Consider the following 12459-nt stretch of genomic DNA (forward strand, 5'->3'; position numbering starts at 1 on the left):
TCTGAAAATCAGGTCGGAAGTTTTGTAAGAAAGGTTGATCCCTCCATTGAACGTCCGGCGGAACGATTCTTTCATAACTCCGGCTACGTCGTTATACTGCACTGTTGCCGAATAGCGGAAACTCGGATCTCCTCCTTCCAACTTGATGTTGTGCCGATGCCCCACGTCGACACGCAAGGGCTTGGACAGCCAGTAGGTATTTACCCCTCTCTCCACCTGTTGCAGAATTTCATTATATTTTTGTTTCAACTGCACTTCATATTCAGCCCTGACACCGTCATAATAGCCAGATCGAAGTTCCAGATCCAGCTTTTCCCTGGCATTCAATACATCATAATCGCTCAAATCCGGCACTTCGAGATTCAGGCTTCCCGTATAGGCAAACCGCAGTTTTCCAGGTTCGGGTTCTTTTGTCGTGATCACAATCACACCGTTCGCGCCACGAGAACCGTAAATAGCAGTTGCCGAAGCGTCTTTCAGCAAAGTGATCGTCTCCACCTCGCTATCATCCAAATCCATCATGCGTTCTAAAGTTATTTCAAAACCGTCCATGATAATCAAAGGCGTGTTCAATTCTGCTTTTGTATCGCTTTGCAACTGGTCGATATCCGGCATATTGGCTGCTCCGCGGATCTGTACTTCCGGTAAACGGTTCGGGTTAGAACCCCATTCGTTGCTTTCCAGGATATTGAAAGAAGGATCGATATTGCGCAAAGTGGTCAGTATGTTTCGGTTACCGAAACTTTTCAATTCCTTTTCCGTAATCACCGACACAGCGCCAGTATAGCTTTCTTTCGATTTTGAGAAGATTCCGGTCACAACTACCTCGTCCATTTGCTTCACCTCTTCTTCCATCACTACATTCAATTCTTTTTCCCCTTTATAATACACTTCCTGAGTTTTCATCCCGACAAATGAAAACACCAGTACCGTTTCATGATCGGCCGGCAGATCCATTTTAAAGTGGCCGTCCACATCCGTCACTACTCCGACAGAGGTACCTTTTAAAACCACGGTCACTCCAGGTAAAGGATGGCCTCCATGATCCCTTACCCGACCGGTAATTTTCCGGGATTGCGGGAGTATTCCAGCCGTTATCTGTTTCTTTCCAGCCTCGCGGATGATCACCACCCCATCCTCTATGACAAATGAAAAACCACTTTTCACGAATATACTTTCCAACACTGTTTCCAACTTCGTTCCCTTCATCTCTACATCCACCCGTTGCATGCGATCAATTGCATCGCTGTCATACACAAAACGGTATTTGCTGATTTCTTCTAAATAACACAAAACCTCCGATACCGTAACATTTTTCATCGCGATATCGAACTTCGTGTGTTGGGAAAACACATTAGCCTGTACATTCAATGTACACACCAATGAGATAAATACCGTTTTCATGATTAAAAACATCCGTGGTAATTTAAGGAACACGGAATCACCTGTTCTTGATTTTTTTTCCATACTTTTGTAGTTAGAGTTTATAACAATTTTTTGCTCTATGTCGGTAGAGCAAGGGTTTTATAACTAAAGGCGGGGTATATGCCACTATACTCCGCTGTTTTTATTATTCCACAATAATACACTGCCCCTGAATACGGAAATGCACACGTCCCGTTTTTTCAATCTTCGACAATATTTTATTTATATTGTCATAGCGTTCCAAATTCAGCGTAAAACGGGCATTCTTCAAGTCCGGAACTGCAAAAAATACCTCTACATCATACCAGCGTGCCAACCTCGTCATCACTTCTTCCAGCCTTGTCCGCGTAAAACGGAATTCTCCCCTGGTCCAGCCGATATACTCTTCAGCAACCACTTTTCTCACCCGGATTTGTCCTTCCTGCTTATCTACAAGAGCCTGTTCATCCGGGCTCAACAGTTGCCGGTGCTCTTCTGTCTTCACCTCGACCCGCCCTTCGACCAAAGTCATCTTTACCTCTTTAGTTTCGGGATAAGCCTCCACATTGAATAAAGTCCCCGTCACTAACACTTCTATTTCATCCACTTTCACGACAAACGGCTGTTTTTCTTTTTTCGCCACTTCAAAACATGCCTCCCCTTTCATGATTACTTCCCGGTTTTCTCCTGTGAAACGGACCGGATAAATCAGCTGCGACTCAGCATTCAGCCATACTTTCGTTCCATCCGACAGTATCAGCCGGTATTCACTTCCCCGGGGGACCCGTACCGTATTCATTTCCTGTACCGGAACTTCTTCTTGTTCCTCTGTCTGGTAACTCACGACGTTCTCTTCTATCCTGATTTTCGTTCCCTTTCCAGCATCGACCACCCTTTCCTGTCTCTTTCCCAAATCAATTAATTCTCCATTACCGAGAATCAACACAGTCCCCGCACTCCGGTCATTCCCCGACCGAGATATATTCAAATCATCAGCCGGTAGAAATATCCACCCCAATCCCAGGAGCAGAATCACTCCGGCACAAACAGCAGCCCCCGAATGCCAGGACCAGAATAGCCGCCTCGTACGGGGAAGTTTGCTCCACACTCTTTTCCAGGCTTTATGCAAATCCGGATGCTCCGTTCTCCGTAAATCAACAATCAGACGCTTACATATAATCTCATATTCTTTTTCATGGAATTCCGATTCTTTCCACCACTTCTGAAACCGTTCCTCTTCTTCCGGAGTAATAGTCCCCATAAGCCGGCAGCTAATCAAATGTGCAAGTTCATACCTATTTTCAAACCCTCTCATTTCTATGTGTATTTTATACTGAAACACTTAAAATCAACAAGTGGGTGTGCGCATCTGAAAAAAAAAAATTACTTTTGTTTCCGAATATCAGTATAAACGACCGGCAAATAAAATGCTTCTAAACAATAAAAGATTTGAATTATTTTTCAATACTTACTATGAACCTGTCTATCTCTTCTCCTTAAAATATGTAAGAGAAGAGCCTGTAGCTCAGGATATAGCTCAGAATGTTTTTGTCCGTTTATACGAGAAGAGAGAAAATTTTTACGCCATCGAAAAAGCCAAATCTTTCGCTTATACGACTGCACACAACCTTTGTCTTAATCATTTGCGACATTCCCAGATCGCACAAAAATATATTTCACAACGGGAAGAGGAAGAAGAGCAAAATTGTCTTCACGAAATTACTTATCAGGAAACACTCCGTTTACTCAGTTTCGCCATCAGCCAATTGCCCCCGCAAACCCGGGAAATTATCCAGCTCGGTTTGGAGGGCAACAATAATACTGAAATCGCAGATCTTCTGCATATCTCTGTCAACACCGTCAAATCAATGAAAAAAAGTGCATACAGACGGTTACGGGAAATACTCGGAAAGGAATACACATTACTTATCCTCAAATTGCTCGGTTGGTAAAACCGTAAATTTTACTGTCCTTTCCGATTTCTCCTGGCCATAACCGTGCTGATAAGGATCGGAATGCCCACAAATACTACCGTACCGACAATTACTAACCCCGTATAAAAGGCAGGACTACCGACCGGCAACTGCGAAGGTGGAAAAAAGGTAACGATAAATGAAAAGGCGACAGCCAGAAAACCGACTCCCGCAATCAGCCACATGCCCATCTTACCTCCGGGCACTTTATAACTTCTTTTCAGATCAGGTTGAGTATACCGCAATTTTATTCCTGAAGCATACATCATCATATACATAACGAGGTAAAGTCCGATCGTCAAAGCACTCAACAAAAAGAAAGCCACACTGACATCATCCATAATGATATACAGGGAAGATAAAACCGATACAATAGCTCCCTGAATAAAAAGGATATGAGTCTGTACCCCATTCCGATTGGTTTTTTTCAGGAAATCAGGCAATTGTCCATCGTTAGCCGTCCATAATAATCCACGGCTAGGGCCGGAAATCCATGACATAACCCCGGCCAAAGCTCCGAAAGCCGCTAACAATCCCATCACATTAGTCAACCACCCGATATGATAATGACTGAACAATTGCTGAAAACTGACGAACAATCCGGCTTGTAAGTTGATCTGATCATAAGGAGTAACTATCGCTACTGCCAGAGAACCTAAAGTGAACAAGGCAAAAGAAATCAAGGCAGCTAAAAACATGGCAGCAGGAAATTGTTTTTGAGGTTCTTTCATTTCCCGGACATGTACGGCATGTACCTCGACTCCGGCAAACAACAGTAAAATACCCGCCAAAAAAGCGATATCACTGATCCCCGTCATATGAGGGAAAAAACGCGGATGTACATGCCCGGCATTTACGTTGACCACTTGAGTAACCGTATCCGGGACATGTTCGAAAGCAATCGGATTACCTCCTGCAATCCAAATAATCGCCATAACGATAATGACCACTCCGGGTAATACGGTTCCTAATAAAAATCCCTGGCTGGTAATCCGGGAAATAATCGAGGTGCCCTTAAAGGTCAACCAGGTAGCCAGCCAATACATAGCAATAGAAAACAACCCTACAAACCAGCCATTCTGCGACAAGTCGGGTTTTCCGATCATATATGCGATAGAGGCGGCTGCAAATCCAAGTACTGTCGGATACCAGACTACATTCTGAATCCATTGCAAAAAAATCGCCGTAAATCCCATTTTCCGGTTAAAGGCTTCTTTCACCCAAGTATATACTCCACCACCCCGGTCGGCAAAAGCGCTACCTAATTCGGCAGCGACCAAAGCCGCCGGTATCAGGAACAGGAAAGTAGCAAAGAAAATGTAAAAAAACATCGTCAGCTCCTCCTGAGCCATCATCGGCAATCCTCTCAAACTAATCACTGCAGCTGCCGTCATCAAGGCCAACTGCCAAGTTGAAATATTTTTCTTCATTCCAATAAATTTTAATTAATCAACCTCATCTATTAACCTACTAACGGAATAAATCTATTTTTGGTTGCTTTCTGTATCGGCTAAAAATTCGGGAATTTGTAACAAAGCTTTTGCAAAAGCGTAATTCTCCTAATTCAGAATGAAATTAAGGTATATTATGATCCTCAGCATTATTATCAAAATCATCATCGGTATGTCCGGAGTGATCTTTTTTCTCCGCATCTCAGGCAAGACACAAATGGCCCAGCTCACTCCCCTCGACTCGGTCAATGCATTTGTTTTAGGAGCTCTGATCGGAGGCGTGATTTATAATCCGGACTTGTCGGTATGGTATATGATCTTTGCGCTCGGAACCTGGACAATCGTCAATATGACTATCCGCTACTTGCTGCGTTTCAGTCTGATCAGGCGTTTAGTCAAAGGAGATACGGTTATGATCGTCAGGAACGGACAAATCAATCTCAAAGAATTCAAACGTAACGGTCTGGAAATGGAACAATTCCGGACCATGTTGCGGGAAGTGGGTATATTCTCGATGTTCGATGTAGACGATGCCCGCTTCGAGACAAACGGCAAGCTCACCGTTTCACTGAAACGAAATATTTCCGAATCTTATCTTTTTGTCAATAATGGATCAATCCTGCAAAGTTCACTGGATAATGCCGGAAAAAAGGAAACCTGGCTACTGGCTCAATTAAAAAAACTGGGATACGAAGATATCGATTCGCTCTTCTGCGTGGAATGGACCCCTGGCAAGGGATTTTATATTGCTGCTAAAAACACGGATTCTCACAAAAGTGGTCAGGCACATTCCGATAACGATATTTCGAATTGATTTTTCAATTAATCCGTTAACTTTGCACGCTGAAAATATAAAAATACATGAAGCAATACACGCAGCAACCTTCTTTACTGGCTTTAAGTCCTTTATTTATATTTCTGGGAGTCTACCTGGTCACTTCTCTTATCGCCGATGATTTTTATAAAGTACCGATCACTGTCGCTTTCGTGATCTCTTCCATCGCAGCTATCGCCATGACCCGTCATCTCGGTCTGAGTGAAAGGATTGCTCATTTCTCCGGAGGTGCTTCGGATAAAAATATCCTTTTGATGATCTGGATATTTATTCTGGCGGGAGCCTTCGCCCAATCGGCCAAAGCGATGGGAGCCATAGACGCCACGGTCAATCTGACTTTACACATTCTTCCGGACAACCTGCTTTTGGCCGGTATCTTTATCGCCGCTTGTTTTATTTCTTTATCGGTCGGGACCTCCGTCGGAACGATCGTAGCCCTCACTCCTGTTGCTGTAGGAATCGCCGATAAAACCGGTGTAGAACTAGCCTATATGGTAGCTATTGTCGTCGGAGGGGCCTTCTTCGGAGATAATCTTTCGTTTATCTCTGACACTACCATTGCAGCCACCAAAACTCAAGGGTGTGAAATGAGAGATAAATTCAAGGTCAATAGTTTAATTGTCATGCCGGCAGCCATCCTATTGCTCTTTTATTATGTCTTTGCCGGCATGCACATCCATACCCCCACGCAGATCGAAGCCGTCGAATGGATCAAGGTTATCCCTTATCTCATCGTTCTCGCAACTGCTTTAGCCGGCATAAATGTCATGCTCGTATTATTTCTGGGGATATTAACTTCCGGGCTTATCGGTATACTCTCTTCCGGTTTCGATTTGTTCGGCTGGTTCGGTGCTATGGGAGCAGGTATCACAGGCATGGGGGAATTGATCATTATCACTTTATTGGCCGGAGGTATGCTCGAAATGATCCGATACAACGGAGGGATCGATTACATCATCGTCAAACTCACCCGACATGTCAATTCCAAACGTGCCGGAGAGCTGAGTATCGCCGGTTTAGTCTGTCTGGCCAATCTTTGTACGGCCAACAACACGATCGCTGTCATCACCATCGGTCCTATAGCTAAAAATATAGCTGACAGATTCGGCATCGACTGCCGCAAATCTGCCAGCATATTAGATACATTTTCTTGTTTTATCCAGGGAATCATACCCTATGGAGCTCAAATGCTGATCGCTGCAGGTCTGGCCTCCATCTCCCCGCTTTCCATCATTCAATACCTGTACTATCCGATGCTGATCGGGATATGTGCCCTATCGGCTATCGTCTTCCGGTATCCGCGCCGTTATTCCTGACAGACTCAACGGTCCGTTCCCCCCAAAGCTTTGGCATACTCGGCCAAGGCTACTTTATATTGATAGTTGACAGAAACCACATTGGTGTACGCCTGTAACCAGCTCACCTGGGCCGACAACACATCGATAATCGGCAGTTTCCCTTCATTATAACTAAACGTATTCAACATCAGGTTGTCCTTTGCTATATCGAGAGAAGAATATACGATCTCCAGCTTTTTGGATATTTCGATCACATTCACCCAGGCATTATTCAGCTCTTTACTTACCTGGTCCTTGAGCTGGCTTCTTTCCAGTTCTTTGGTCCATTCCTGGGTCCGGCTCAATCTCACATTCTGCCGCATTTCTCCCCAATGGAACACCGGTATATTGATTTGTGCATAAGCCGTAGTCGCCCATTGAGCCTTTCCGTCCACATTCAACAAAGTCGTTCCGTATTTTTCTTTTATACCGACAGCCAATTGGGGCAAATACTTCGAACGGGCCATATCGGTCTGCAATTTCGCCATCTCTATCCCCATAATGGCAGATTGATAGTCGGCTCTTCTTTCCAGGGCCTTATTCAACCCTTCCTGCTTAGGAACCCAAAGCACTTTTTGAATAGAATCGGTCAAAACTACAGCAGCATCCGGCTCCACTCCCATCATAATATTCAAAGATTGCAGTGCTGTCTTATAATTCGTCGAATTCGTATTCAATTGTAGTTCAGCTTCTTTCAAACGATTCTGCACCATCAATACATCTGTTTTACTGATAGCTCCTTCTTCAAACCGTTTATTTACAATCTCATACAATTCCCTTACAATCTGAACGAATTGTTCCGAAAGCTCGTACAGATTGCGGTTTGCGGCCACCGACCAATAGCTGACATCGGCGGCATAAATCATGTTATCCACTGTATGTTCTACCGACAACTGAGCAATAGCATGTTGCAATTTAGCTACATCATATTGTTTCCGGACAGCGCTCCCGGAATAGACATTCTGTACCAATCCGGCTTCTACTCCATAATTATCGTGTTTCAGGTCGGTTCCGGGCAAGAACTCCACCTTCTCCAACTGATAGGAATAGTTTCCGGTAATATCCAATTTCGGAAAAAAGCCCGTTTTAATTCCTTTCAGGGAATATAAAGCCCCGTTTACAGCCTGTTGGGACTTTTGGATATCCTGATTATATTCCAACACCTTTTGCCGGTATTGTTCCACCGACAACGTCTGGGCGTCAACTATTCCACCCCAAAGTATTGCTCCGACGATTAAATATATTTTTTTCATTCCGTTTATTTTTATCCTTTCTTTTTATTATTCCTCATTCATTCTTACCTCAGGGTTATCTGTCACTTTCACCCGGAACAACAAACTATAGGTAACAGGTAAAACAAAAATAGTCAACAGACTGGCCACCAATAATCCTCCCATGATACAAGCGGCCATTCCGCCGAACATAGCATCGAACAGCAAAGGCAGCATACCGAGTATCGTCGTCCCCGAAGCCATCGCTACCGGCACAATTCTCGACTTTGTAGCTTCGATAATAGCTTCCAGCCGGGGAGTACCTTTCTCTTCTTCAATACCGATCTGGTCTACCAGCACAATAGCATTCTTGATATTCATACCGATCAACCCCAGTACCCCCAGGATTGCAAAGAAATCGAGCATTTTCCCGGTTACAGCCAATCCGAAGACAACTCCGATAAAGATCAGGGGCACCATCAACAAAATGATCGTCGGTTTACGATAAGTTTTAAACAAAAACAACAACACGATGAACATCAGGATAAAGGTCAACGGTAAATTGGCAGCCATAGCCGAATTCGACTCTTCCTGAGTTTCGTTTTCCCCGAAGACCTGCATCCGGTAACCCTGAGGGATATCCATACCCTCGGTAATCGCTTTTTTTACCTGCGCAAAAGCTGCCATCGTATTGGCTCCACGTTTGGAGTCACATTGTGCCATCATCACCTTATCGCGGTTATAACGCTTAATTACGTTGTAATTATATCCGAAGGCAAAGCTGTCCACCACCTGAGCCAAAGGGACGGCATATCCCGACTGGGAAAATACAGGTAAGGTCTTCATATTATCGATATTCGACGATTCGATATTTTCCTCTTTCAGCAAAATAGGCATAAACAAATCCTTCTCCCGATAATCGCCCAAAGGCAAACCGTTGGTTGCAATTTTCAGGGCATAGGCCACTGCCTGCCGGGTAATCCCCAGCCGTTGTCCCCGTTCCTGCGAATAAGCCGGCTCCCAGACAGGTACTTTATTTCCCCAGCTATTTTTGATATCGGTAACCATATCACATTCGTGCATGATACTCATTGCCTTCTCCGTCAACATCGTAAGCGTATCGATATTCTCTCCGATAAAACCGAATTCAATATTCGCTTCCACTGCCGGCGAAAGCTTAAATAAAGAGGAACGGATCAGGATATCCGGATAGTTTTCACGGACATATTTATTCAGGCGTTCTTCTACCTGAGCCGTATATTTTTTATCTTTTACTTCGACCAGGAAATTACCGAAATTAGATTTCGGACCGAAAGAAGTACTGGCCAGATAGTAACGAAGTGGTGAGCTTCCGTATGTAGCCGATACATTCACGACTTCTTCCTGTTGTAACAAAAACTCTTCGATCTTTCCCATTTCTTTTTCTGTCTCCCGGATACTGTATCCTTCAGGTAAAAAGCAATCGGCCCTTAAATAGGGTTTATCCATATTAGGGAAGAAATTCTGGGGCATCAACCCCATAATCGTCATCGCCAGCATAAATAACCCCACCATCACTAACATCGTCGTCCCCTTGAAGCGGATCAGCAAACGCAGGAATTTACCGAATTTATGGTAAAAAGGAGTATCGTACGGATCTTTTCCAGTCTCACCGGAACCTTCTTTCAAAATGAAATTTCCGAAAACAGTTGTCTGAGCCAACGCCAGCACCCAACTAAGTAACAAAGAAACGGCCAACACAATAAACAAAGGTTTGATCATTTCCGCTACGGAAGATTGCGCCAGATATAAAGGCAGAAAAGAGAATACGGCGATCATCGTAGCCCCCAGCAATCCCCATTGAGGCGTAGTAGCCCCGTCTATCAAGGCTTGCCGGCGGCGTATTCCCCGCTTGATCGCTATTTGTGCATTATCGGTGACCACGATAGCATTATCCACCAACATCCCCATGGCTATAATAAAAGCAGCCAAGGAAGTTCTATTCAATCCTACTCCCATAAACTGCATGATCAACAGTGTTCCTCCGATACAAAATATCAACGAACTACCGATCAGAATACCGGCCCGGACTCCCATGACGATAAGAATGATAAAAATCACGATCACCACCGACTCGATCAGATTCAGGATAAAGCCGTTGTTCGCCTCCCGGGCGATCTGATCCTCGGGGTACAGCGTCACCATTTCGATCCCTACCGGCATTTGTTCTTCCAGTTGTGCCAACTTCAACCGCACAGCCTCTCCGGCCTTCACCACATCATAGTCGGGTGCCGTAGAAACTCCGATACCGATCCCTTTCCTGCCATTTACCCGGATCAGGGTACTGGGCGGTTCCATATATCCTTTTTCAATCACAGCAATATCTCCTAAACGGATTTGTTGCCCGGTCTCGGTAGAAATCAACTGATTTTTGATATCGGTCAGATTCTTGTACGTTCCTTCAGCCAGAATCTTGAGCTGGATATTTCCTGCTCTCTTTTCTCCGGTATTGATCAACGAATTCTGTGATTTAATGGTCTGCATCAACGAATTCAGGTTGATCCCCGAATTGGCCAGTTTCGACATAGAAATAAAAACATTGACCACCTCGGTCTGTTCTCCGAACAGGGCCACCTTCTGCACACCTTCGATCGTAACCAACTCGGTTTTCAGCCGTTGTCCCCATTCCCTCAGGTCATGATAGCTAAATCCTTCGTCGGCTGTCAGAGAGAAATAGATACCGAAAACATCTCCAAAATCATCGGAAACTTTAATATCGGATGCCCCTTGAGGCAATTGCGACTGAACATTCAATACCTTACGCCGGAGTTCATCCCACATTTGCGGCATTTCTTCGGGCGGAGTTGCGGGACTCAATTCGATATTGATCTTCGACATACCGTAATATGAATCGGATTTGATCTTATAGACACGCCGCATAGACTGAATCTCCCTTTCAATCGGCTCTGTGATCAGTTGTTCCACTTCCTTCGGAGAAGCTCCCGGATACTGAGTAATCAATACGGCTGTCTTAATCACAAAAGGCGAATCTTCTTTTTTCCCCAGCGAACCGAAAGAAATCACCCCTCCGATCAACATGACGAAGAGAAAAAAGTAGATGACCTTCGGATTATCCAATGAATACTTTGCTATATTCATATCAATATGGTTTCAATTTTAATTTCTAATTTTCAATAACGGCAACTTTCTGTCCATTAACGATATAATTCACTCCTGCAACCACGATAATATCGTCGGCTTCCAATCCTTCGGTCACCAAAACACGATCTGTCCCCAACAATTGCTCGGTAGTGACTTTTTGTCTTTTGACCGTCTCATCGGCTGTATGATACAACCAAACCGAAGTTTCGTCAGTTTTTAAATCTTTAAATACAGCACTTAACGGCACAGTATAGCCTTTTCCGGTCTCATTATCGATACTCAGGATCACTTTACAAGAGAAACCCGGATAAATATTATACACATCGCGGTTAAAGCTCTTGTCGGTAATGGCCAGTCGCACAGGTATCCCACTCCCGTCGGGAGAAGCATCCACAAATTCTTTCACCTCTGCCTTAAACCATTTGCCTTTGTAAGTATCGAATTCGACCGCCACTTGCATTTTTTCACGGGTCAACCTGACATTAGTCTCGGGAAGGATAAAACCGACTTCCAATTTATCCGGATTCACCAATTTTATAATCGATTCTCCCGGCTGCACTTTTTGATAATTTTCAACATATTTCTGTTCTACAAAACCGTCGAACGGTGCTCTCAATTTTGTATCGGCCAATGTATTCTGCGAAGTCTCGTAGGCCGATTTGGCTTTTACATAGTTCGCTTCGGCTATTTCATAATCCTGTTTAGAGATCGCCTGCATCGCCAACAACTTCTTATTTCGTTCCATTTGCAATTTGGAGGTGACATAAGCCGCCTTATTGGCTTCGAATTGCAAATTATAATCCAAAGGATCGACAGCAGCGATGACTGTCCCCTTCTTCACCTTCTGTCCTGCATCCACATTCATTTCAACCAACGGCCCGGAAACCTTAAATGCCAGTTTACTGTATTCTTCAGCCTGTACCACTCCGGTATACATTTTTTGCATAGCTCCCAGTGATTCTACTTTTACCACCCGTACCGGACGAATACTTTCCTGGCCGGTATTTTCTTTTTTTCCTCCACAGGAAACACCGATCCAAGCACACAAACCCGACAAAATAAATAATCTCAATTTCATGATTCTCGATTTATTTTCTTTTTTTTAAA

General features: G+C 44.1%; 9 protein-coding genes. 3 read left to right on the top strand and 6 right to left on the bottom strand.

Going from position 1 to position 12459, the window contains the following annotated elements; all coding sequences use genetic code 11:
• A partial coding sequence (locus tag WS34_RS07935; protein WP_286693681.1) for a carboxypeptidase-like regulatory domain-containing protein occupies nucleotides 1-1404 on the bottom strand: 1404 nt, incomplete at its 3' end.
• Between the two features lie 166 nt (nucleotides 1405-1570).
• Complete coding sequence (locus WS34_RS07940) at nucleotides 1571-2719, bottom strand: FecR family protein (protein WP_046404200.1); 1149 nt, start codon at nucleotides 2717-2719, stop codon at nucleotides 1571-1573.
• Nucleotides 2720-2831: 112 nt separating this feature from the next.
• Here WS34_RS07940 and WS34_RS07945 point away from each other — a divergent pair, with 112 nt between their 5' ends.
• Nucleotides 2832-3356, top strand: a complete 525-nt coding sequence (locus tag WS34_RS07945; RefSeq protein WP_013611323.1) for a sigma-70 family RNA polymerase sigma factor — start codon at nucleotides 2832-2834, stop codon at nucleotides 3354-3356.
• Between the two features lie 11 nt (nucleotides 3357-3367).
• On the opposite strand, the gene WS34_RS07950 is transcribed toward WS34_RS07945, so the two are convergent.
• A complete protein-coding gene (locus tag WS34_RS07950; RefSeq protein ID WP_022160244.1) occupies nucleotides 3368-4807 on the bottom strand; it encodes an amino acid permease in 1440 nt (479 codons plus the stop codon).
• Nucleotides 4808-4964: 157 nt separating this feature from the next.
• On the opposite strand from WS34_RS07950, the gene WS34_RS07955 reads away from it, so the two are divergent.
• Nucleotides 4965-5642: a DUF421 domain-containing protein gene (locus WS34_RS07955; RefSeq protein ID WP_172720191.1), complete on the top strand. Its 678-nt coding sequence runs from the start codon at nucleotides 4965-4967 to the stop codon at nucleotides 5640-5642.
• 47 nt (nucleotides 5643-5689) lie between these two features.
• Nucleotides 5690-6979 (top strand): Na+/H+ antiporter NhaC family protein, encoded by a 1290-nt coding sequence (locus WS34_RS07960; RefSeq protein ID WP_013611326.1) that lies wholly within the window; start codon nucleotides 5690-5692, stop codon nucleotides 6977-6979.
• A 5-nt stretch (nucleotides 6980-6984) separates the two neighbouring features.
• Here WS34_RS07960 and WS34_RS07965 read toward each other — a convergent pair whose 3' ends face one another.
• From WS34_RS07965 to WS34_RS07975, 3 genes are read right to left on the bottom strand one after another with little or no spacing between them, the layout of a single operon-like run.
• Nucleotides 6985-8253, bottom strand: a complete 1269-nt coding sequence (locus WS34_RS07965; protein WP_046404205.1) for a TolC family protein — start codon at nucleotides 8251-8253, stop codon at nucleotides 6985-6987.
• A 27-nt stretch (nucleotides 8254-8280) separates the two neighbouring features.
• On the bottom strand, nucleotides 8281-11349 hold the full coding sequence (locus WS34_RS07970) for an efflux RND transporter permease subunit (protein WP_046404208.1): 3069 nt from the start codon (nucleotides 11347-11349) through the stop codon (nucleotides 8281-8283).
• A 25-nt stretch (nucleotides 11350-11374) separates the two neighbouring features.
• Entirely contained in the window at nucleotides 11375-12430 is a 1056-nt protein-coding gene (locus WS34_RS07975) for an efflux RND transporter periplasmic adaptor subunit (RefSeq protein WP_013611329.1), read from the bottom strand.
• Between the last annotated feature and the right edge of the window lie 29 nt (nucleotides 12431-12459).

The sequence above is a fragment of the Odoribacter sp. N15.MGS-14 genome (genome assembly GCF_000980245.1).
GTDB lineage: Bacteria > Bacteroidota > Bacteroidia > Bacteroidales > Marinifilaceae > Odoribacter > Odoribacter splanchnicus.

Excerpts from the sequence above, each read along its gene's own strand:
- WS34_RS07940 (WP_046404200.1), bottom strand. The coding sequence starts at position 2,719 with ATGAGAGGGTTTGAAAATAGGTATGAACTTGCACATTTGATTAGCTGC.
- WS34_RS07945 (WP_013611323.1), top strand. The coding sequence starts at position 2,832 with ATGCTTCTAAACAATAAAAGATTTGAATTATTTTTCAATACTTACTAT.
- WS34_RS07950 (WP_022160244.1), bottom strand. The coding sequence starts at position 4,807 with ATGAAGAAAAATATTTCAACTTGGCAGTTGGCCTTGATGACGGCAGCT.
- WS34_RS07955 (WP_172720191.1), top strand. The coding sequence starts at position 4,965 with ATGATCCTCAGCATTATTATCAAAATCATCATCGGTATGTCCGGAGTG.
- WS34_RS07960 (WP_013611326.1), top strand. The coding sequence starts at position 5,690 with ATGAAGCAATACACGCAGCAACCTTCTTTACTGGCTTTAAGTCCTTTA.
- WS34_RS07965 (WP_046404205.1), bottom strand. The coding sequence starts at position 8,253 with ATGAAAAAAATATATTTAATCGTCGGAGCAATACTTTGGGGTGGAATA.
- WS34_RS07970 (WP_046404208.1), bottom strand. The coding sequence starts at position 11,349 with ATGAATATAGCAAAGTATTCATTGGATAATCCGAAGGTCATCTACTTT.
- WS34_RS07975 (WP_013611329.1), bottom strand. The coding sequence starts at position 12,430 with ATGAAATTGAGATTATTTATTTTGTCGGGTTTGTGTGCTTGGATCGGT.